This is a genomic window from Rhodococcus spelaei (assembly GCF_006704125.1).
Lineage (GTDB): Bacteria > Actinomycetota > Actinomycetes > Mycobacteriales > Mycobacteriaceae > Rhodococcus_G > Rhodococcus_G spelaei.
Genome location: NZ_VIGH01000001.1, coordinates 513317 through 535294 on the forward strand (window position 1 = coordinate 513317; position 21978 = coordinate 535294).

Here is a 21978-nt window from a genome sequence, read left to right on the forward strand (position 1 = left end):
GCGGGAACCGACGCGGCGCCCGCGGAGTCACCCGCTGTGGATGATTCCCCACAGTGCCACTCCTCATACGTTCGGATTCGACTGCGGAAATACGACGGAAGGTTCGTGTGACATGACGAACGACTCGAATAATCTTCAGCGCGGAGCACTTCCCATTGCGGACCTCGCCTACACCGGCACCGTCACATACGACGCCACGGACCCCGACACCAAGTTCCCGCCAATTCGCCGGCTGCTGCCCCCCGAGGGCGCCCCGAACGTCCTCGTGGTCCTGATCGACGACGTCGGCTTCGGCGCGTCGAGTGCGTTCGGCGGCCCGATCGAGACCCCGAACTTCGAGCGGGTCGCGGCGCAGGGCCTCAAGTACACCCGCTTCCACACCACCGCCCTGTGCTCGCCGACCCGGGCCGCGCTGCTCTCCGGCCGCAACCACCACACCGTCGGCATGGGCGCCATCACCGAGCTCGCGACCAGCGCACCCGGCTACAGCTCGCTGCGCCCCAACAACTGCGCGCCGCTGGCCGAGACGCTCAAGCTCAACGGCTACAGCACCGCCCAGTTCGGCAAGTGCCACGAGGTGCCGGTGTGGGAGGCCTCGCCGGTCGGCCCGTTCGACCACTGGCCGCATCCCGGCAACGGATTCGAGTACTTCTACGGGTTCATCGGCGGCGAGACCAACCAGTGGTACCCGGCGATCTACGAGAACACCTCGCCGATCGAGCCGTGGGGCACCCCCGAAGAGGGCTACCACTTCATGGGCGACATGACCGACAAGGCCATCGACTGGACGCGCCAGCAGAAGTCCCTCGCCCCCGACAAGCCGTTCTTCACCTACTTCGCGCCCGGCGCCACCCACGCCCCGCACCACGTGCCGAAGGAGTGGGCCGACAAGTACAAGGGCAAGTTCGACCAGGGCTGGGACGAGCTCCGCAAGGAGACCTACGCCCGGCAGAAGGCGCTCGGCGTCATCCCGCAGGACGCGGTGCTCACCGAGCGCAGCCCCGGCATCCCCGCGTGGGACGAGATGAGCGAGACCATCAAGCCGGCCCTCGTGCGTCAGATGGAGGTCTACGCGGGCTTCCTCGACTACGCCGACCACCACGTCGGCCGCCTCCTCGACGCGCTCGAGGACCTCGGCGAGCTCGACAACACCCTCGTCTACGTGATCATCGGCGACAACGGCGCCTCCGCCGAGGGCTCGATGCACGGCACCACCAACGAGGGCTTCACGATCAACCACATGAACGACATCGAGACCGAGGAGTACGTCGCCGCGCACATCGACGACATCGGCACTCCGAAGTCGTACAACCACTACGCGGTCGGCTGGGCGCACGCGATGGACACCCCGTACCAGTGGACCAAGCAGGTGGCCTCGCACTGGGGCGGCACCCGCAACGGCACCATCGTCAGCTGGCCCAACGGGATTGCCGCGCGCGGCGAGATCCGCAGCCAGTTCAGCCACGTCATCGACGTCGCGCCGACCGTCCTGCAGGCCGCGGGCATTCCGGAGCCGACGATGGTCAACGGGGTCACGCAGCGTCCGTACGAGGGCACCGCGATGAACTACTCCTTCGACGACGCCGACGCGGCCGAGCAGCACGAGACGCAGTACTTCGAGATGGTCGGCAACCGGGCGATCTACCACAAGGGCTGGACGGCGGTCGCCAAGCACAAGGATCCCTGGGCCGGCTCGGACCACGGCCTCGACGACGACGTGTGGGAGCTCTACGACATCGAGAAGGACTGGACCCAGTCCAACGACCTCGCCGCCGAGCACCCGGACAAGCTCGCGCACCTGCAGCGGCTGTTCCTGATCCAGGCGGCCCGGTTCAACGTGCTGCCGCTCGACATCCGCACCGCCGAACGGTTCAACCCCGACCTCGCGGGCCGTCCGGCGCTGATCACCGCGCAGAGCCAGACGCTCTACCGGGGCATGAAGCGCCTGACCGAGAACTCGGCCATCAACATCAAGAACAAGTCGTTCACGGTGACCGCCGCGGTCGAGCTGCCGGACGACTCGGTGAACGGGGTCATCGTCGCGCAGGGCGGCGCCTACGGCGGGTGGTCCCTCTACACCGTCGACGGCAAACTCGCGTTCGCGTACAACCTGCTCGGGATCAACACCGACATCGTGCGATCGGAGGCCGCGGTGCCGGCGGGCACCAAGGAACTGCGCCTGCACTTCGCCTACGACGGTGGGGGATTGGGCAAGGGGGGCACCGCGTCGCTCTATGCGGGCGAGGAGAAGATCGGCGAGGGGCGAGTGGAGCGGACTATCCCGTTCCAGTTCACCTTCGACGAGACCGTCGACGTCGGACAGGATCTGGCCTCGCCGGTCTCGCCGGACTACCAGGCGACCGGCAACGCGTTCACCGGAACCATCGACCGGGTGGTCATCGATCTCGGGGACGACGATCACAGCCACCTGGCGGATCCGGAGCACCTGGTGAACGTCGCGATGCTGAAGCAGTAGCCATGGACCAACTCGATCTGTGGACCGATACCGCGACCCGCTCGGCGATTGTCGACTTCGTCGAGCGGGTCGACCGGGACGGCATCCCGGTCGCCGAACGAGTCGCGGTGTTCGACAACGACGGCACCCTCTGGACCGAGAAACCGGTCCAGATCCAGATGCAGTTCGTCTTCGCACTGTGGGCAAAGATGGCGGATGCCGATCCGTCGTTGGCATCGCAGCAGCCGTTCAAGGCGGTGGTGGACAGGGACTTCGGCTGGCTGTCCGATGCCGTCGACAAGCACTATGCGGGCGACGACACGGACATGAAGACGCTCATGGCGGGCACCGTGCGGGCCTCCGCGGGGCAGGAGGTCGAGGCGTACACCGCCTCGGCCAAGGCGTTCCTCGACTCCGGGACGCACCCCTCGCTGGGTATCCCGTTCGCGCGGTGCGTGTTCGCGCCGATGGTCGAGTTGCTGCGTTACCTCGAGGCGCACGACTTCACCACGTACATCGCCTCCGGTGGCGACCGCGACTTCATGCGGGGGGCCGGTGAGGACCTGTACGCGATACCGCGCGAGCGGGTCATCGGCAGCAGCCTCGGGTTGCGCTACGCCGACGGCAACGTCAGCTACGCGCCGGAAATGGGCTTCTTCGACGACGGTCCGGAGAAGCCGGTGAGGATCTGGAGCCGGATCGGGCGCAAGCCGCTGCTGGTAGGCGGTAACTCGAACGGTGACGTGCCGATGCTGGAGTTCTGCCGCGACGACGGTCTGCAACTCTTGGTGCACCACGACGACGGGGACCGCGAGTTCGCGTACGACGCCGGTGCCGAGGAGGCGCTGAAGGCAGCTGCGGACAAGGGGTGGACGACGGTGAGCATGCGTGACGACTGGGCGGCGGTCTTCCCGGACTCGGAGACGTAATGGCATTTGTCGCACCGACACTCGTCGGATACCAGAAGTCCTGGCTCCGCGCCGACGTCGTCGCCGGCCTCAGCGCCGGCGCCGTGGTCATCCCGCAGGCGATGGCCTACGCGACCATCGCCGACATGCCCGTTCAGATCGGTCTGTACACCTGCATGGTGCCGATGGTGGTGTACGCGATGCTCGGTGGATCGCGGGCGACCAGCGTCAGCACCACGTCGACGATCGCGATCCTCACTGCGTCGACGATGATCGGTGCCGGGATCGCTGCCGGATCCGACGACGCGCAATCGTCACTGATGACGTTGACCCTGCTGGTCGGAGTGATCCTGCTGCTCGCGCGGGCGCTCAAGCTCGGTGCGATCGTCGAGAACATCAGTGAGGCAACGTTGTCCGGGATCAAGGCCGGCGTCGGGCTGACGGTTGCCGTCGGCCAGCTGCCGAAGCTGCTCGGGGTGCCGTCCGACCCGGACGCGTCCGGATTCTTCCGGGTGTTGTGGTCGACGGTGCGGCAGATCGGGGACGCGAACGTCGCGACGGTGCTGTTGGCGGCAGGGTCGATTGCCGCGCTCTACGCTATGTCCAAGTTAGTTCCCCGGGTACCCGGACCACTGGTGGTCGTGGCGGTCGGCATCGCGCTGATCGCGTTCACCGGACTGCGGGACCGCGGTGTGGAGCTGATCGCCGAGGTGCCACAGGGGATTCCGCTACCCGGAGTTCCCTCCCTGCACGACGTGGGAGCGTTGATCCCCGGTGCGCTCGCCATTGCGGCAATGGCATTCCTGGAGACGGTGTCGGTCGCGCGCGGGGTGCGCAGGCAGGGTGAGCCGCAGATCGACAGCAACCAGGAGATGCTGGCGAACGGCGTGGCCTCGGTGGCGGGCGCGTTCTTCCACACCCTGCCGCCGGCGGGCGGCTTCTCGCAGACCGCGGTGGCGTTGCGCGCCGGAGCCCGCACCCAGGCCAGCGGACTGGTGACAGCGGTGCTGGCGGTTCTGGTGGCCCTGTTCCTGGCCCCGGTCCTCAGCGACCTGCCGCAGGCCACCCTCGGCGCGATGGTGGTCGTCGCCACCCTCGGGCTCGTGGATCTGAAGGTGTTTGCGAGGTTCTGGCGGCTCAACCGCGCCGAGTTCTGGATCGCCCTGGCGACGGCGGTCATCGGTCTCACCGCCGGACTGCTGCCCGCGGTGGCGGTCGGCGTCCTGTTCACCCTGTACCTCGTGCTGCGGGAACTGAACCGCCCGCACGTGGTGCAGTTGACCCCGGGCGCGGACGGCCGGTGGATCGGCGGCGAGGAGGAGGCGCCGACGACGCCGGCCGATCCGCTGGTGCTGCGGATCAATTCGGCCCTGTACACGGCGAACGTGCTGGCCAATCTCACGGCAATCCGGGAGCGGGTCGAGGCCGTCGGCGCGAAGGCCGTCGTTCTGGACTGTTCGCGGGCCTGGAAGGTCACGACCACGGTGATGCACCACGTCCGGGATCTCGACCTGGAGTTGTCCGCCCGCGGCGTCACGGCCTACTACGCGGAGCTGCCGGCGCGCGAACTCGCGACCGCGCTCAAGACCGAGGGAGGCCGCCAAATCGAGGAATCGGGGCGCATTTTCGACACCGTCGAGAACGCGCTTCGCGCAGTGGTGCGCTTGCGGAGCCCCAAGACTCCGTAACCGCACCACTGCGGCGGAGCCGCTATTTCGTGCGAAGCGGCGGCGAGGGGTCCACACTCGAATGAAACAAGTCGCCAGCACACGGTGCCGTCGCGCGGGCCGTGTCGAACGGAGGCCGCAATGGGTGCCGAACTGAAGGATCTGGCCGCACGGGCGTACGTCTACGGATTTCCCTTGGTGTTCAACCTGGATCAGGTGCAACGCTACGTCACCACCGGGGTCGGGGCGAACGCTGCGACACCGTTCAACCGGTTCGGCCACGCGGACGCGCTCGCCGGTCCGCAGGACACCTTCGTCTCCATCAACAACGACACCGTCTACTCGTTGGCGCAGATCGACCTGAGTGGCGGGCCTGTGCTGCTGGAGGTCCCGGACACCAACGGCGCCTACTACGTGCTGCAGTTCGTCGACGCCTGGACCGATAATTTCGCGTACGTCGGCAAGCGGGCCACCGGCACGTCGAGTGGTCGCTACCTGCTGACCCCGCCGGCCTGGACCGGGGACGCGCCCGACGGAGTCACCCGGATCTCGTTTCCCACCATGGTCGGATCGATCGTGGGCAGGTGGGCTTGCGACGGTGTGGACGACCTGCCGCGGGTGCGCGCGCTGCAGGAGCAGTTGACGCTGCTGCCGACAGTCGAGGACCAGTCGGTGGCCGGGTTGCCCGCCCCGGATTCGAAAGTGCCCGAGCAACTGATCTTCTGGGAAAAGTTGCGGACGTATCTGCAGGCGTACCCACCTGCGGCGCAGGACCTTCCGCTGCACCAGGCCTTCGAGCCGCTCGGCCTGCTCGACTGGTATCCGTCGCCGTACCGGTCGGCGGATGCAGACCTGGTCGATGCGCTCGCGGAGGGGGAGAGGTCCGGCCACGCGGGACTGGTCGCCGCGCTGAAGTCGGGGGCCGGCGACACGATCGTCAACGGCTGGCATCAGCCGCTTCACATCTTCGACTACAACGACGACTACTTCGAGATCGGGACCGTCAACTCGCCTGAATGGAAGATCCCGGACCGTGCCAAGGCAATCGGGCTGCGGGCAGCTGCCGCGATGGGTGGACTCTGGGGCAATCACGGCTACGAGGCTGCCTACGCGCCGGTCTACCTCGACGGTGACGGCAACGAGTTGAGCGGCGAGCACACGTACACGCTGACGTTCGCTCAGACCCCGCCGGTAGACGCGTTCTGGTCGATCACCATGTACGACGTCCCGGACTACTATCTCGTCGACAACGCGATCGACCGGTACTCGATCGGCGACCGCACCCACGGGCTGGAATACGCGGAGGACGGCTCGCTGACCATCACGCTCAGTGCAGCGGAGCCGAAAGAGTCGATGGCACGGGCGAACTGGCTGCCCACGCCGGCGGCCGCGTTCCGACCGCTGCTGCGGATGTACAGCCCACGACCGGAGGTGCTCGACGGGACCTACGAGATCCCGCCGATTGTCCGAGTGGGCTGACGACTCGGCGCAACTCGGACTCATGCGTCGCGGGTGAGGCGTACCCCGCCGGACGGCCCTAACCTTCGACGCAGGCCCGGTGAATACGGGCACGAGGTGAGGGGTGCGTCGTGGGTGAGCTTGTGCTGCTGCTGATTCCGGAGATGATCGGGCTGATCATCACGCCGGCGGCCATTGCGGGGTGCGTGCTGCTGCTGCAGTCGAACAACCCGATCCGCAACGCGCTGGCCTTCGCCGGGGCCTTCCTGTTCGTGTACACGATGATCGGCCTCGCGGCACTGGCCGGCGGCGCGGGCGATCCCTCGGCGACCTCGCAGACGGTCTCGCACTGGATCGGACTGACGGTCGGTCTGCTCTTCCTCGCCGTCGGTCTGGCGCAACTGCTGCAGCGCAAGAAGCTCGTCGCGGAGAAGCCGAAGTGGATGGTCGAACTCGAGGAGGCCTCTCCGCGCCGCGCGTTCGTCATCGGGCTCCTGCTGGCGAACCTCAACCCGAATCTGTTCATCATGCTGTCCGGTATGAGCATCATCTCCAGCTCCGACTCGACCTGGGCTCAGGCGCTCGTCGGCACCGCGCTGCTGCTGCTCGCCGCCATGGTGGATTTCCTGATCCCGATCGGCGCATACGTGATCCTCGGGGATCGGGCGCGTCGCGGCCTCGACAGCGCGAAGTCGTGGATGGTTCGCCGCAACAAGGAGCTCGGCGTCGCCGTGTTCCTCGGCTTCGGCGCACTGTTCACGATCCGGGGTGCGCTTGCCCTGATGTCATGAGCGAGGCCGTCATGAGTGAGGTCGCCGTGAGTGAGGTCGCCATGAGTGAGGCCAGATGATCGGACTGCACAATTCGCGCACGAGGATTCGACGAAACGCGCTTCGCCGAAGTATCGAATCTGACCCGGCATTCCGCGTTCACCTGCGTGTTAGTTTGACCGGTGCCGCCACTCTCGTGGCATCGCATTGTGCCGCAGTGGAAATCGGCGTAAACGCAAAGGTTGCGCCATGAGAATCCTGTGTGAGGATGCTCACATGCCATGGGTGCACACAGCTTCGCGCGGCCGGACGTCGGTGTATGCGCGCTGACACCGAACGGCTGCCTCCCGTGGCGGCGTCCTCGCCCGGACTCGTGCGGCTTCCCGCGGGCCTCTCGCTCGCCGGACACATGCCGGGCAGCACGTTCGCCTCCCAGCGCTATCGGTTGCTCGTCTGCTGCGGGACAGCGCCGTCGGTCGAGTTCTGGCACGCGGTGGACCTGGTGTCCGGCCGTGAGGTGGGGTTGACCATCGTCGGGGCCGCCGGCCACGGTTCGGTGGTCGATCGGGTCGACACGGACGACGTGTTCGCCCGCACCGTCTGGATGTGCGGAGTCAGGTCGCCGGCGATGACCCGGATCCTGGACATGGTCGACACCGATTCCGGTGGTGCCGTGGTCTCGGAGTGGCTGCCCAGCCGATCGCTCGGCGAGGTCGCCTCCACCCGCCCCTCGCGCGCCGCGGCCTCCCAGTCGATCCGACCCCTGGTGAACACCATGCGCCGCGCGCACGAGATGGACTCGATCCTCGACCTGGAGAACCCCGGGCGACTGCGCATCGGTGAGCGCGGCGACGTGTACCTGGCCTTCCCCGGCACCCTTCCCGGCGCGGACCGGGCGGCGGATGTGCGCGGCCTCGGTGCGGCGCTGCGTGGCCTCGTCACCGGCGGAGTGGGGCTCACCCCGGTGTCGGCGACTGCGTCCGCCTGGTAAGCGTGGCGCAGCAGACCCGCACGCGAGGCGAGCCGCGGCGGTAGTCTTCCCCGAGTTGGGGATTCCTGAGTCGGGGTGACTGGGGTGGACATGACGGGGAGGTCGTTGCCGCAGGCGTCGTCGCTCACGCAACGGTTCCACGGCGGGGTGCGGGTGAGCGGGCCGGAGGGGCTCGAACTGCTCTCCGTCGCCGCCGAGATGGTCGCCAGTCGGCCGGAGCGCTTTCGTGCGGAGATGAGTTCGGCCGACTTCGGTTCGATTCGTGTCAATCGGCTTCGCTCGTCCGCTGTTTCGGTGATCCGGACGTCGAGCATGCTGGCCGACGAGCACAGCGCCTACCTGTCGATGGTCTACGTGCGGTCCGGCGAGGTGCGGGTGGAACAGAACCGTGCGGGTGCCAGGGCCTCCGCGGGCGAGGTCACGTTCGCGGACTTCGCCGCGCCGTTCGAGGTCGGGCTGTCCCGTCGCGGTGACTACGTGTTCATCTACCTGCCGCACGTCCTGCTGACCTCGCGGTCCGTGGACTCCCGGGCGCTGGTCGGTGCGACCGTTGCGGCGTCCCCGCTGTGCGAAGCGCTCGCGGTGGTGCTCACCCAGTTCGTCGCATCGGACCTGTGCAAGCCGGGTGCCGCGGAGACCACCCTGATCGAGCACGCCATCGTCGACCTCTGCCTCGCGGTGATCCGGCAGGCGACGGACCGGTCGCCGGTGCACGACGAGACCGGTACCCAGAATCGGGCGCGGGCAAGGGAATTCGTCGACAGTCACTTCACCGATCCCGCGCTGACCATCGCCGACGTGGCGGCGAGTATCAACGTCAGTCCCCGGTACCTGCAGAAACTGTTCGAGGCGGAGGAGCATTCGGTCTACGACCTGATCCGCCGACGGCGTGTCCAGTGGGGCGTCGAGCTGCTCACCGATCCCGCGCACGCCGCCCTGACCGTCAGCCAGGTCGCGGTCCGCTGCGGGTTCGTCGGACTCAGTCAGTTCAGCCGGGCGGTCCGGGACCTCACCGGCTCGTCACCCCGGACGATCCGGCGGCAGCCGGTGGTGCGGGGTCAGGGGTCGGCGTAGCAGTCCCGGGCCGCGATATCCATCGGGAACCGAACATCGGTGTCGCCGAACAGCAGTCGGGTTGCCGCCGCGGTGGCATCCAATACGTGCCGCGTCGCCGACCGGGCATCGCGACAGTGCACCACCACCTCGTCATGTTGGAAGAACACCAACTCGGCTCCCTCCTCGTCGGCGAGCCTGCGGCGCAGGTCGGCCAGTAGGCACAGTGCCCACTCCGCCGCGGTCGCCTGCACGACGAAGTTGCGCGTGAACCGGCCGCGAGCGCGAGCGTCCCCATCGGACGGGCCGTGCGCGTCGCCCGTCGACCACCACCGCTCGTCCGGCGGCGGGCACGCCCGGCCGAGCCACGAGTGCACCACCTCGCCGCGTTCGCCCGCGCGGGCGGCGTTCTCCACGAACTGCACGGCGGTGGGGAATCGCCTGCGCAGCAACGTGAGCAGTGCCCGGGCCTCGCCCGCCGTCGCACCGTAGAGCACGCCGAGGATCGCGACCTTCGCCTTGGCCCGGTCGCCGTCGAACACCTCCGTCGCGACCGGCGCGTAGAGGTCGTCCGCGCCCGCCGCCGCGACCATGAGGCGGTCGCCCGACATCGCCGCGAGGATCCGTGGCTCGAGCTGTCCCGCGTCGGCGATCACCAGGGTGTGGCCGGGATCAGCGATCACGCTGGTGCGCAATGGTTTCGGGATCTGCAGTGCGCCGCCGCCGCGACTCGCCCAGCGTCCGGACACCACGCCACCCGGAACGTAGACGGGCCGGAACCGGTCGCCCCGGACCCAGGTGTCGAGCCAGCTCCAGCCGTTGGCGGCATGCAGCTTCGCCAGGTCGCGGTAGCGCAGCAACGGCTCGATCGCCGGGTGCTCGACATCCCGGATCAGCCAGGCGCGGGTCGAGGTCAGCTCGATTCCGTCGCGGGCGAACGCCGCCACGAGCTCCACGTGCGACGCCGGGTTGACCGGCCGGCCGAAGGCCGCGCTGACCTCGTCGGCCACCTCGCGAAGTCGTTGCGGCACAGTGTCCCCGGTCGCGCGCGGACCGAGGGCGGACTCGAGCAGGCGGTGGTGGGCGGCCGCCGAGAACGGCATCCCGACGTGGCCCATCTCGGCCGCCGCCAACGCGCCCGCGGACTCCGCAGCCACCAGCAGCGTGAGGCGCCCGTCCGGTCCGATCCGGCCGAGCTGGTCGGCGTGCTCGGCGAGGACGGTCGACGGATCGGTGGCCGGGGTGGTGTCGAACAGTCCCGGGCGGTCGTCGACGGGCGCGGGTGCGTCGATTGGCGGTTCGCCGGCGCGGGTGCGCAACAGTGCCGCCGTCAACGCCAGGTCGTGACACCGCTGCACCCGCAGGCCCGCGCGCAGTACGGCGGGGTAGACGGCGGCCGTGTCCGGCCAGACCCACCGCGGATGCTCGGGCTCGAGCGCGCGGACCGCGGCGGGCAGGTCGGGAAAGTGCTGAGGGGACCCCAGCGCCACGCCCGCGTCGTCGGTCCGGATCGTGACGGCGCGCTCCGGGCCCGGCGCCACCACGATCCTCACGGTGTCAGTGTGCCTCGCGGGTCCGACAGCGTTCTACGGCGACTGCTCGTGTTCGCCGTGCCGGATCTGCTCGCGCGGGTCGGAGAACCGCCACATCTCGTAGCCGATCATCGCGGCCAGGACCGCGACCAGCGCGCCGAGGGTCACCAGCGCGGGCGCGTGCCAGAGCGCCGGGACCAGTGCGGCAAGGACCGCGGCCGCGACCACGCGCGGCACGGTCACGGACCGTGTCGCGTACGCCTTGAAGAAGACCAGCGCCAGCAGGTACAGGGCCGCACCGCCGAGCAGCGCGACCAACGGCCAGCCGGACAGCGGGTCGGTGAGTCGATGATGGTTGCCGTCCCCGACGTAGGCCAGGATCTTCTTGAGGCCGAGCGAGAGCATCACGATCCCGACCACCATCGGCAGGTGCCCGAAGGAGTAGCAGTTGCGGGCGACGGCGATCTGTCTGGCGCCGGACGCGGCTTCGAGGGCGTTCTCGACGGCCAGCGAGGTGACGTCGAAGTAGGCCCACCACAGCAGTGCGGACACGCCGAGGCCCAGGAGTGAGGCCACGATGATCGCCCAGGAGATCGGCAGCGCCGCCACACCGATGCCGATCGAGACGATCGACTCCCCGAGCGCGACGATGATGATCAGACCGTGCCGTTCGGCGAAATGGCTCACCGACCGCAGTCGCCAGTCGGTCCCGCCGACGAGCGTGCCGAGGTAGTCGCCCACCAGGGCCAGAATCCACATCACGGTCTGCGCGGTGCCCGTCAGCTGGGAGGCCACGAGCAGGCATGCGGTGCCGGCGAGCATGCTCGGCGCGAATCGCAGGAGCTGCTTGCGCAACTGCGGATCGTCGGCGCTGACGATCCAGAACATCAGCATGTGGAGGAGCCGGACCACGAAGTAGCCGAGCGCGAACACCACCGGTCCGTCCAGGCCGCCCGGCAGGTCGTCGAACGCCTCCGGAATGGTCAGCGCGGTGACGAACACCGCCCCCATCGCCGCGAACACCACCACCCGGGAGACGCCCTCGTCCGCCCGCACCAGGTTCCAGAGCCACGCGTAGCCGACCCAGCTCCACCACACCACCGCCATCACCAGGACCCCGCGCAGCAGGTTGGTGCCGGTGGGATCGTCCGCCATCAGGTCGGTGACGCGGGTCAACGCGAACACGAATACGAGGTCGAAGAACAGTTCGAGCGGCGACACCGCCGCCCGCTCCTGAACTGCCTGCACACGGAGGCGTTTCGGGGTGATCACCCGCTCATGCTGCCACCGGTTGCGTTCGTCCGCCGACTATCGGGAGGCCCCGGGCGGGAGGACCGACCACACGTGGTACCGGCTGGCTGCGAGTGTGCGCGAAGGCGTCGGTAAGCTGGACAACCGGACTTACTTACCGTTCCCCGATCCGGAGGTTTTGGCGTGGCGCTCGTCGTGCAGAAGTACGGCGGATCCTCGGTGGCATCCGCCGAGCGCATCCGACGCGTCGCCGAAAGGATCGTGGAGACGAAACGCGCCGGCAACGACGTGGTGGTCGTGGTCTCGGCGATGGGCGACACCACCGACGAGCTGCTCGACCTCGCCCAGCAGGTCTGCCCGGCGGGGCCGCCGGCGCGCGAGATGGACATGCTGCTCACCTCGGGTGAGCGCATCTCGAACTCGCTGGTCGCGATGGCCATCCACAGCCTCGGTGAGGAGGCCCGCTCCTTCACCGGTTCGCAGGCCGGCGTCATCACCACCAGCGCGCACGGCAACGCCAAGATCATCGACGTCACCCCGGGTCGTGTGCGTGACGCCCTCGACCGCGGCTCGATCGTGCTGGTCGCCGGCTTCCAGGGCGTCAGCCAGGACAGCAAGGACGTCACCACCCTCGGCCGCGGCGGCTCCGACACCACCGCCGTCGCGCTCGCGGCCGCCCTCAAGGCCGACGTCTGCGAGATCTACACCGACGTCGACGGCATCTTCAGCGCCGACCCGCGGATCGTCTCCGACGCGCAGAAGCTGGACACCGTCTCCTTCGAGGAGATGCTCGAGATGGCGGCCTGCGGGGCGAAGGTGCTCATGCTGCGCTGCGTCGAGTACGCCCGCCGTTACAACGTGCCCGTGCACGTTCGTTCCTCGTACACCACCAAGCCCGGCACCATGGTGTCCGGATCGATGGAGGACATTCCCGTGGAAGAAGCCATCCTCACCGGCGTCGCGCACGACCGCAGCGAGGCCAAGGTCACCGTCGTCGGGTTGCCCGACACCCCGGGATACGCGGCCCAGGTCTTCCGCGCCGTCGCCGAGGCCGAGATCAACATCGACATGGTGCTGCAGAACATCTCGAAGGTCGACACCGGCAAGACCGACATCACCTTCACCCTGCCGAAGACGGACCTCACCGCCGCAGTCGAGAAGCTGACCGCGCTGCAGGCCGAGATCGGTTTCTCGGAGGTGCTCTTCGACGACAGCATCGGCAAGGTCTCCCTCGTCGGCGCGGGCATGAAGAGCCACCCCGGCGTCACCGCCACCTTCTGCGAGGCACTCGCCGAGGCGGGTATCAACATCGACCTGATCTCCACCTCGGAGATCCGCATCTCGGTGCTCGTCGCGGACGCCGACCTCGACGACGCGGTGCGCGCAATCCACAAGGCATTCGATCTGGGCGGCGACGAAGAGGCCGTCGTCCACGCGGGAACGGGACGCTAGTCATGGCTCTGACAATTGCAGTGGTAGGCGCGACCGGACAGGTCGGCGCCGTCATGCGCACCCTGCTCGAGGAGCGGAACTTCCCGGCCGACACGGTGCGGTTCTTCGCGTCCGCCCGCTCGGCAGGCACCACCTTGCCGTTCCGCGGCGAGCAGATCGTCGTCGAGGACGCCGCCGCCGTGTCCGACGAGGACCTGAAGGGCATCGACATCGCGCTGTTCTCGGCCGGTGCCACCCTCTCGCGCGCGCAGGCCCCGCGGTTCGCCGCGGCCGGCGCCACCGTGATCGACAACTCGTCCGCCTGGCGCAAGGACCCCGAGGTCCCGCTGGTGGTCAGCGAGGTGAACCCGGAGGAGGCGAAGAACCCGCCGAAGGGCATCATCGCCAACCCGAACTGCACGACGATGGCCGCGATGCCGGTGCTCAAGGTGCTGCACGACGAGGCGGGCCTGCAGCGGCTGATCGTCAGCAGCTACCAGGCCGTGTCCGGCAGCGGACTGGCCGGCGTCGAGGAGCTCGCGACGCAGGCCCGCGCCGTCATCGACGACGCCGAGAAGCTCGTCCACAACGGTCGCGCGGTCGCGTTCCCCGAGCCGAACAAGTACGTCGCGCCGATCGCGTTCGACGTCATCCCCCTGGCCGGTGCGCTGGTGGAGGACGGCAGCGGCGAGACCGACGAGGACCAGAAGCTGCGCAACGAGTCCCGCAAGATCCTGGGCCTGCCCGACCTGCTGGTCAGCGGCACCTGCGTGCGCGTGCCCGTGTTCACCGGACACTCGCTCTCGATCAACGCCGAGTTCGGCAACCCGCTGTCCGTCGAGCGCGCGAAGGAACTGCTCGCCGACGCCCCGGGCGTCGAGCTGGTGGACGTGCCGACCCCGCTGGCCGCGGCCGGCTCGGACCCGTCGCTGGTCGGTCGGATCCGGCAGGACCCGGGCGTGCCCGGCGGTCGCGGACTGGCGCTGTTCGTCTGCGGCGACAACCTGCGAAAGGGTGCCGCGCTCAACACCATTCAGATCGCGGAGCTGCTCGTCGGCTGACTCTCCGCCGCTCGCATTCAGGGTGAAGGGAACCTTCAATCGGTCTGACCGGGTGAAGGTTCCCTTCACCCTTTTGGGGTGGCGGGTCAGGGGAGGCGGAGGCGGGGGACCGGCGGGGCGGGACGGTCGGGGGCAGCGAGCTCGTCGACCAGGTGGGTCGACCAGCCGAGCAGTCCCGAGACGTCCAGCGCGTGCGGCGGCCGATCCTCGTAGGGGCCGATCAGGTCCCGGCCACGCCGCAGTGCGAACGTCGCGGCAGCGGTCTCGCCGCGTGCCGCCTGGGTGAGTCCCTCGATCAGCAGCGCGAGGCCCTGCCACAGTTCGAGTTCCTCGGCGGGTGCGTCGCGGGCCGTGCTCGCGAGCAGGACCCCGGCTTCCTCCATTGCGCCGTGATCGAGCAGGCGCTGTGATTCGGTGACGGTGGCGCCGAGATCGAGCTGCGGGCCCCCGGGTGCATCGGCCATGACTCGAATCTAGTGGATGGCGGTGCAACTCACCTCGCGCTCTCGTGCGCCGGTTCGGGTTCCGTCGTCACCACGGGACCGCGGAGAAGGCGCCCGAGCACCCCCTCGTCCAGCGCGAGCGCCTTGACGATCGCGGCCGAGCCGACGACGACACCGGACATCACGAACATCCAGGTGATGGTGGTGAACACGAGCCCGAGCGCACCGAACTTCTGCTGGCCGGAGGCCGCTGCGAGGGGCAGGTAGACATGACCGGCGATGCGTAGCAGCGCCAACCCGATCGCGGTGAGCCCGGCCGTGGCCCACAGCACGCGCCCGCGCAGCCTGCCCTCGGTGAGCAGATACGGCACGGCCGACCACAACGCGAACCAGATGACGAGCTCGACGCCGAACGCCAGTGGCGGGCCGACCCAGTCCACCCCGGACAGGCTCTGCACTCGTGCGATGAGTCCGAACGAGCTGGCAACCGCGATCAGCACCGCGATCCAGCGCCAGCCGCCTCGGATGGACAGGGTCGGGATGTTCCACACCTTGCCGTAGACGCGGCCGAGGGCACGGGCGAACGACGTGCCGCTGACGATGACCATGAGCAGGCCGATGATCCCGAACGTGGCGAAGCTCGGCTTGTTGGCGTCGACGGCCCCGAGGGTCGCGGCGAGGTCGAGCGACGTCGGATCGAACCCGAACTGGTCGATGAGGGTGTCCGAGGCCGGGCGAAGATTTCCGATGGTGCCCACCACGATGATCACCGGCAGCACGGAGGTGAACTCCTGGGCGGCGAGGGTCATCGAGCGGTCACCCAGTTCGATGTCGATGATCGACTTGATCACCCGCGCCACCGTCCGACCCGGTGCCGTCCGCTTCAGCCAGCCGCGGGCGGTCTGCCTCTGGACCTCGAGAGCCTCCTTGGCCAGGGCCACCGAGAGCTTCGACTGCTTCATCACGAGGACAGTCAACTCGACATCGGCCGGTCCACCATCATCCGGCCGAGGTGAGTCTTCGTTCGCGCAGCCGCCGAGCGTGCACTTGTCGGGGCATCGCCCGAGAGGAAGCGACAGCAGGTGCACTCTCGGCGGGTCGGGAGGCGCGGGCTTACGGCTGGGTGAGCAGCGCGATGATCGCGTGCATCTCCTCGGGGGTCGGCGTGGGCAGGCTGTCGCGACCGTGCACGAACCCGATACCGGCGTAGACCAGCGTGCCGGCGCGTAGCCGGGCCTGTTCCGCGTCGAACCCGACGTCGGTCAACGCGTCCTGGACGAGCTGCATGATGCGTCGGTCGAGGGCACGGACCGCCTCGGCCACCCGCGGCTCGGTGCGGGCCCAGTCCCTGATCGCCCGTTCCACCGACCACGACCGGTGTTCGATGAGGATCGCGGACATCTGCTCGAGGCGCTGCTGCGCGGGAATCGACTCGACCAGGTCCAGACCGCGGGCCGCGTCGTTCTGCTGCCCGCACCAGCGCTCGGCGACGGCGGTCATCAGCTCTGCCAGGTCGGCGAAGTGCCAGTAGAAGCTGCCCTTGGTCACCTGCAGCTGGTCACACAGACGCGAGATCTTGACCGCGGAAACACCCTCGCTGACAAGAAGATCCAGTGCCGCCTGCGTCCACTGGTCTACGGACAGTCGGGGGGAGCGCTTTGGCGCCGGTGTGGAGGCCATGCCAGTGATCCTACGAGCCGGCAGCGCCGACGCCGCGGGCGCGCAGCAGCGCCGCGACGGTGAGCTGCCGGATGAGGGGATCGGCCGCGAGCTGAAAGTGATTGCTGCGGTTGGATGTATCGACGTCCTGGATCACGATCGTGGTCATCCCGGCCGTGGCGACCGAGGTGAAGGGGACGACGAGCCCGTCCGAGGCGGACAGGACGTTGGTGTAGGTAACCCCCGGTGTCGGGAAGGGTGCCCGGTGCAGTTCGGTCAGGAAGTCCGATCCGCGGACCAGTTGGCGGCAGCCGGCGCACAGCGGGTCGATCAGCGGTCGCTCCAGGGCGAGGATCGTGTCGTACGTCCCGAGCCGACGGGAAAGATCCTCGGCCGCACCGAGTTCGGCGATGCTGGTGCCGTCCCACATCGATCCGACTGCGGTAACGGAGCGAACCCGGTGCTCGCGCGGGTGGTTCTGGAGGTACCGCTGGGCGACGAGGGCCCCGGCGCCGGCCGCGACGAGGTCGATGTCGACGACGCCCCCGGCCGCCACCGCGTCGACCGCCGCCGCCAGTTCGTCCGCGCTGTCCTCGAGCGCGGCCAGCCCGGCGACCGGCAGTCGTGGGTCGGTGACCCCGTAGGTGAAGCGGTAGCTGCACAGCCCACGGACGTCGAGGTCGTCGGCCAGGTCGCGCCACTGGTCGGCGTTCGCGGCCAGGTCGTGGACCAGCAGCACCGCGCGATCCCGATGGTCGCCGCAGGCGGCTCCGGCAGTCGGCATTTCGGTGGTGTCCGCGGCGGCGCTGCCAGTCCCCGTCGGGGCCGACACGGCCAGCGCGGTTGCCGCGAGGATCGTCAGGAAACGCCTTCTACCTGCAGTGATCACGAGTCCTCCGAGCGATCGCGAAATCCCCTTCTCCATACCATACGGTAGGGTATGGTCAGCGTCGCAACCTCCGAGAAGTGATCTGTTCGAGCAGCCACAGGAGCGTTACGTGAAGATGTCGGCATCGATCTCCCGCCGGGCCTTCGTCCGGGGCCTGGCACTGACGGCGGGCGTGGGCACGGTGTCAGCCGGCTCCGCGAGCGTCGCGACGGGCCGGATCCGGCAGGGCGATCCCACTCGGCCACTGGTCTTCCAGTCGCCGACGGTCGAGCCCTTCCGGGACCCGCTTCCGCCACTGCCCAGCCTCACCGGGTCCGACTTCGAGGTACGCGCCGCAAGCGGCCTGCACCGGTTCCACACGGACCTCGATCCGTCACCGTCGCTCGGTTACGGCGGGATGGACTACCTCGGGCCGACGATCGAGGCACACGCCGGTGAGCCGACCACTGTCGCGTTCCACAACGACATCGCCACGCACCCGTTCGCCGCAGATTTCGACACCTCGCTGCACGGACTCAGCGAGCGGGACCGCACCGAGGTGCCCACCTCGATGCATCTGCACGGCGGCGTGACGGCTCCGGAATTCGACGGTCATCCCGAGTTGATCTCGCGCCCCGGTGAGGGATTCGTCCACCACTTCCCGAACCGCCGGGAGGCCGGCTGCCTGTGGTACCACGACCACGCCATGGGCGTGACCCGACTCAACGTGTACGCCGGGTTGGCCGGGCTGTACACCCTGCGCGACGAGTTCGACACCGGCCGCGACGACAATCCGCTCGGCCTGCCCGCCGGCCAGTACGAAGTGCCGCTGGTCATGCAGGAGAAGCTGTTCACCGCCGACGGCAGGCAGAGTATCCGTTCGACACCGCTTGTGCCGCAGGGCCGTTGGGAAGGCGGAGCGGTCGGCGATGTCGGGGTGGTGAACGGCAAGATCTGGCCGGAACTCGAGGTGGCCCGCGGGCTCTACCGCTTGCGACTGCTCAACGCCGCCTCGTACAGCGTGTGGAACCTGTACTTCGGGAACCGGATGCGGTTCTGGGTGATCGGCACCGAGGGCGGTCTGCTCGACGCGCCGGTACCCACCACGCACGTCCGCCTCGCCCCGGCCGAACGGGTGGACATCCTGGTGGACTTCGGCGTGCTGGACGCCGACGCGACGGTGGAGCTTCGCAACGACGAGGCGGCACCCGGGCAGGCCGCACAGATCGGGGGCGTGCTCATGCCGCTGCTCTGCCGGTTCCGGGTTGGTCGGGCCCGGGGCTTCACCGGGGCGGTGCCGCAGACCCTGCGCGGCGGCCGACGCCAGCCCGCTGCGCTGCCACCGGTGCCGGCCCCGGAGGTCGTCCGCAACGTCACCCTCACCCAGCCCACCGAACTCCGGCTACCGCCGTCGATCATGTCGTTGAACAACCTGACCTACTCCTCGACGGACATCGAGATGCCCCGACAGGGCACCGTCGAGCAGTGGAACATCGTCAACGCCACCAATGACCCGCACCCGGTACACATCCACCTGGTGACCTTCCGGGTGCTGGGCCGCCAGGTGATCGAGACGCTGCGGTACGCCCTGCACAACCCGCAGCCTCCGATCGGCACCCGGTGGACGCCGTCCGCCGACCCGTTCACGATCTCGCCGCTGATCCCGCCGGAACCCTGGGAGGTCGGCTTCAAGGAGACGGTGATCGTGAACCCGAACTCCATCACCCGGATCGTCGTGCGGTTCCCCACCGCGGACGAACTGGGCTTCGACCCGGACGCGACCTTTGGTCCGGCGACCACCGGCCGCGCAGCGACCCCGGCGATCGGTCGCGAATCCGGTGTCCACGACGTCCATCTGGGTATGGACCACGGCGGGACCATCGCCGCGCCACCACTGCAGGGCTACGTCTGGCACTGCCACATACTCGACCACGAGGACCACGACATGATGCTCAAGTTCCGGACCGTCCGATGACCGAGACCCTCGACCACTTCCAGCGGATCCCGTACCAGCCCGCCACCGACGGCCGGATCGAGATGCACTCCGGCCTGAGCCGGCACTATCCGACCCTGCATGCGAACCTCGTTGCCAAACCGGGATTTTCGAGGCAAGTCGGCGTCGTCATGGCGCACCCGGCGTCGAACTTCCTCACCCATTTCCTGCTGCGGGCCCTCGCCGGGGCAGGCCTGCCCGCGATGGGACTGAACACCCGGTACGCGAACAACGAACCGGCGTTGATCATGGAGCGAGCGGCACTCGACCTCGGTGCCGGTGTCCGGTGGATGCGTGAGGAACTCGGTTTCGACAAGGTGGTGTTGCTCGGCTTCAGCGGCGGCGGCTCGCTGGCCTCGTTCTACCAGGCCCAGGCGCTGCGCCCGACCGTCACCGCGACCCCCGCCGGAGACCCGGTGGACCTCGCCGCCGCGGAACTGATTCCCGCCGACGCGCTGATGCTGGTGGGCGCGCACCCCGGGCGGGCGCGGGTGCTGCGGAACTGGATCGACGGCGCGGTGACCGACGAACTGGACCCGTTCGCCACCGACCCGGACCTGGACCTGTTTGCGCCGGGACGCGCGGTACCGCTGGACGCCGACTGGCTGCGCGACTACCGGGACGCCCAGCTCGCGCGGATGCGGCGGATCGACGCGTGGGCCCTGGCGCAGGTCGACGAGCTCACCCGGACCGGGGCCTCCGATCGCGGGTTCGTGGTGCACCGCACCACGGCCGACCCCCGCTTCATCGACCTCACCGTCGATCCCAGCGACCGGGCGCTGGGCAGCATGTACGGCGACCCCCGGTCCGCCAACACCGCAGCAGGTGGGCTGGCCCGGTTCGTCACGGTCCGAAGCTGGCTCAGCACATGGAGTTTCGATCACACCAACGCGGACGCACTCAGGGACCTCACCACGGTCAAGACGCCGGCGATGGTGATGTCGCTGATGGCAGATCAGGCCGCGTTCCCCTCCGACTCGCGGGACCTGCACGCGGCGCTGCCCGGTGGCAGTGCGGAACTGATCGAGATGGCAGGGCTCAACCACTACCTGGTCGACCAGGCGGACGGACTCGACTCGGTGGTGACCCGACTATGCGACTGGTTGGTCGCGCAGTCACTAGCGGAAGGAATCTGAGAGATGACCAGTCAGGTGCGGTCGACGGAAGGGCCTCGGGATATTTCTCCCGCGCAGGACAAGTGCCCCACCGCTTTTCGCTACTGGGACTCACTGAACTCACCTCGAACCCGGAGAATGCAGAAACTGAGCCGTCGGTTGACCGGTGGCGAACTGTTCCCCACCGACGAGCAGGCGACCGCCTTCTGCAACGACCTGTACGGCGGCGACCCGGTAGCCGAACGCTTCATCGACGAGGTCTTCGAGGGAGATATCGGGCCCGTCGCCGGGCGCGCGATGCTCGACCGCGCACTCACCGAGGGAGTGCACGCGGTGCCCGACGCACCACCGTCGATGACGGAGCTGTTCGCCGAGTTCGAGGACGTGCCGGACTGGGTGCGGCCCGAGCTGGTCGAGCAGGGCGCGGCGATCTGGCGGCGCTGGGGCACCATGCTTTTCACCGTCGCGGGGAGTACCACCCTGGAGATGTACACCGAGGCCGCCGTGGCCACGCCGCTGTCGCTGTCCGGCGGCTATGCCGGCGACAACGCGCTGCGCCGGTTCCTCGAGACCAGTCGCTTCTGGATCGACCTGTCCGAGCCGCACGCGTTGCTGACCCCCGGATCGAAGGGGCGTGCCACCGCGATGCGGGTCCGGGTGATGCACGTGTCGGTGCGCCGTCGCGTCGCCGAGCATCCGGAATGGGACAGCGAGCGCTGGGGTCTGCCGATCAGCCAGGGGTACATGATGCTCACGCTGATCGGCGGCAGCGTGGCGCCAGCGCTGGCCTTGTGGACGCTGGGCTATCAGACAACGCCCAAGGAGATGCGGGCGTTGCTGCACTTCCAGCGGTACATGGGGCACCTGCTGGGGGTGCGGGTCGGCTGGTACCCGGAGACCGTCCGCGACACCCTGCGCGCGCTGGCGATGGTGATCGCCTCGCGCTCCTACGACTCCGGCAAGCACGGCGCGGAGCTGATCGAGTCGTTCCCGGCGAGCTTCGCGCCCCGTGACGGCCACCGCGGCCTGCAGCGGCTCCGGGAGGAGTACAACTTCCGGATCTACTCTGCATACGCGGCGATCTTCATGGGCCCCAAGACCCGTCGGAAGTACGACCTGCCGCGGGCCTTTCCCTGGGTGCTCATCCCGGTCCTACGCTTCCCGCTGGTGACCGTGATGGAGCTGGCCCGGCGATTCGTTCCGGGAGTGTCGGGTCGCCTGGAGCGAATTGCGGTGTGGCACCGGGAGAACTGGTATCGGGCGCAGATGGACGGCCGGGAGGCGGACTTCCAGGCCAAGGGTGCACTGCGGCGGTGACGCTCG

General features: G+C 68.7%; 18 protein-coding genes. 12 read left to right on the forward strand and 6 right to left on the reverse strand.

What is annotated here, in order from left to right; genetic code table 11:
• Nucleotides 1-112: 112 nt before the first annotated feature.
• From FK531_RS02330 to FK531_RS02360, 7 genes are all read left to right on the forward strand, one after another.
• Nucleotides 113-2476: an arylsulfatase gene (locus tag FK531_RS02330; protein WP_142095005.1), complete on the forward strand. Its 2364-nt coding sequence runs from the start codon at nucleotides 113-115 to the stop codon at nucleotides 2474-2476.
• 2 nt (nucleotides 2477-2478) lie between these two features.
• A complete protein-coding gene (locus FK531_RS02335; protein WP_142095006.1) occupies nucleotides 2479-3384 on the forward strand; it encodes an HAD family hydrolase in 906 nt (301 codons plus the stop codon).
• Nucleotides 3384-5051 carry a SulP family inorganic anion transporter gene (locus tag FK531_RS02340; protein WP_142095007.1) on the forward strand — a complete coding sequence of 556 codons (1668 nt, stop codon included), beginning with the start codon at nucleotides 3384-3386 and terminating at the stop codon, nucleotides 5049-5051. The genes FK531_RS02335 and FK531_RS02340 overlap by 1 nt, the downstream gene beginning before the upstream one ends.
• Nucleotides 5052-5171: 120 nt before the next feature.
• Complete coding sequence (locus FK531_RS02345) at nucleotides 5172-6509, forward strand: DUF1254 domain-containing protein (RefSeq protein ID WP_142095008.1); 1338 nt, start codon at nucleotides 5172-5174, stop codon at nucleotides 6507-6509.
• Between the two features lie 110 nt (nucleotides 6510-6619).
• Complete coding sequence (locus tag FK531_RS02350) at nucleotides 6620-7279, forward strand: GAP family protein (RefSeq protein WP_142095009.1); 660 nt, start codon at nucleotides 6620-6622, stop codon at nucleotides 7277-7279.
• Between the two features lie 298 nt (nucleotides 7280-7577).
• The gene (locus FK531_RS02355) at nucleotides 7578-8249 is read left to right on the forward strand and encodes a protein kinase family protein (RefSeq protein WP_142095010.1); all 672 of its coding nucleotides are present in this window, start codon (nucleotides 7578-7580) and stop codon (nucleotides 8247-8249) included.
• A gap of 90 nt (nucleotides 8250-8339) precedes the next feature.
• A complete protein-coding gene (locus tag FK531_RS02360) occupies nucleotides 8340-9323 on the forward strand; it encodes a helix-turn-helix domain-containing protein (protein ID WP_142095011.1) in 984 nt (327 codons plus the stop codon).
• Here the strand turns inward: FK531_RS02360 and FK531_RS02365 are convergent.
• Both FK531_RS02365 and FK531_RS02370 read right to left on the reverse strand, forming a co-directional pair.
• The gene (locus FK531_RS02365; RefSeq protein ID WP_142095012.1) at nucleotides 9308-10855 is read right to left on the reverse strand and encodes a bifunctional 3'-5' exonuclease/DNA polymerase; all 1548 of its coding nucleotides are present in this window, start codon (nucleotides 10853-10855) and stop codon (nucleotides 9308-9310) included. The two genes, FK531_RS02360 and FK531_RS02365, sit on opposite strands and share 16 nt — an antisense overlap.
• Before the next feature lie 33 nt (nucleotides 10856-10888).
• Nucleotides 10889-12106: a low temperature requirement protein A gene (locus FK531_RS02370; RefSeq protein ID WP_142095013.1), complete on the reverse strand. Its 1218-nt coding sequence runs from the start codon at nucleotides 12104-12106 to the stop codon at nucleotides 10889-10891.
• A gap of 162 nt (nucleotides 12107-12268) precedes the next feature.
• Here FK531_RS02370 and FK531_RS02375 point away from each other — a divergent pair, with 162 nt between their 5' ends.
• Together FK531_RS02375 and FK531_RS02380 are read left to right on the forward strand one after the other, a co-directional pair.
• Complete coding sequence (locus tag FK531_RS02375; RefSeq protein ID WP_142095014.1) at nucleotides 12269-13537, forward strand: aspartate kinase; 1269 nt, start codon at nucleotides 12269-12271, stop codon at nucleotides 13535-13537.
• 2 nt (nucleotides 13538-13539) lie between these two features.
• On the forward strand, nucleotides 13540-14577 hold the full coding sequence (locus tag FK531_RS02380; RefSeq protein ID WP_142095015.1) for an aspartate-semialdehyde dehydrogenase: 1038 nt from the start codon (nucleotides 13540-13542) through the stop codon (nucleotides 14575-14577).
• Nucleotides 14578-14663: 86 nt separating this feature from the next.
• Here FK531_RS02380 and FK531_RS02385 read toward each other — a convergent pair whose 3' ends face one another.
• The 4 genes from FK531_RS02385 to FK531_RS22190 form a co-directional block, all read right to left on the reverse strand.
• Nucleotides 14664-15041 (reverse strand): DUF309 domain-containing protein, encoded by a 378-nt coding sequence (locus FK531_RS02385; protein ID WP_142095016.1) that lies wholly within the window; start codon nucleotides 15039-15041, stop codon nucleotides 14664-14666.
• A 29-nt stretch (nucleotides 15042-15070) separates the two neighbouring features.
• Nucleotides 15071-15982, reverse strand: coding sequence for a hypothetical protein (locus FK531_RS02390; RefSeq protein WP_142095017.1), 912 nt, complete (start codon nucleotides 15980-15982; stop codon nucleotides 15071-15073).
• Between the two features lie 151 nt (nucleotides 15983-16133).
• The gene (locus tag FK531_RS02395; RefSeq protein WP_181762783.1) at nucleotides 16134-16700 is read right to left on the reverse strand and encodes a TetR/AcrR family transcriptional regulator; all 567 of its coding nucleotides are present in this window, start codon (nucleotides 16698-16700) and stop codon (nucleotides 16134-16136) included.
• A gap of 10 nt (nucleotides 16701-16710) precedes the next feature.
• On the reverse strand, nucleotides 16711-17568 hold the full coding sequence (locus FK531_RS22190; protein ID WP_181762784.1) for a lipase family protein: 858 nt from the start codon (nucleotides 17566-17568) through the stop codon (nucleotides 16711-16713).
• 115 nt (nucleotides 17569-17683) lie between these two features.
• On the opposite strand from FK531_RS22190, the gene FK531_RS02405 reads away from it, so the two are divergent.
• The 3 genes from FK531_RS02405 to FK531_RS02415 all read left to right on the forward strand — a co-directional run bounded on the left by FK531_RS02405 (nucleotide 17684) and on the right by FK531_RS02415 (nucleotide 21972).
• Nucleotides 17684-19522, forward strand: a complete 1839-nt coding sequence (locus tag FK531_RS02405) for a multicopper oxidase family protein (RefSeq protein WP_142095338.1) — start codon at nucleotides 17684-17686, stop codon at nucleotides 19520-19522.
• Nucleotides 19519-20676 (forward strand): alpha/beta hydrolase, encoded by a 1158-nt coding sequence (locus FK531_RS02410; RefSeq protein WP_142095018.1) that lies wholly within the window; start codon nucleotides 19519-19521, stop codon nucleotides 20674-20676. The genes FK531_RS02405 and FK531_RS02410 overlap by 4 nt, the downstream gene beginning before the upstream one ends.
• A 117-nt stretch (nucleotides 20677-20793) precedes the next feature.
• Entirely contained in the window at nucleotides 20794-21972 is a 1179-nt protein-coding gene (locus FK531_RS02415; RefSeq protein ID WP_354003499.1) for an oxygenase MpaB family protein, read from the forward strand.
• Nucleotides 21973-21978: the final 6 nt, after the last annotated feature.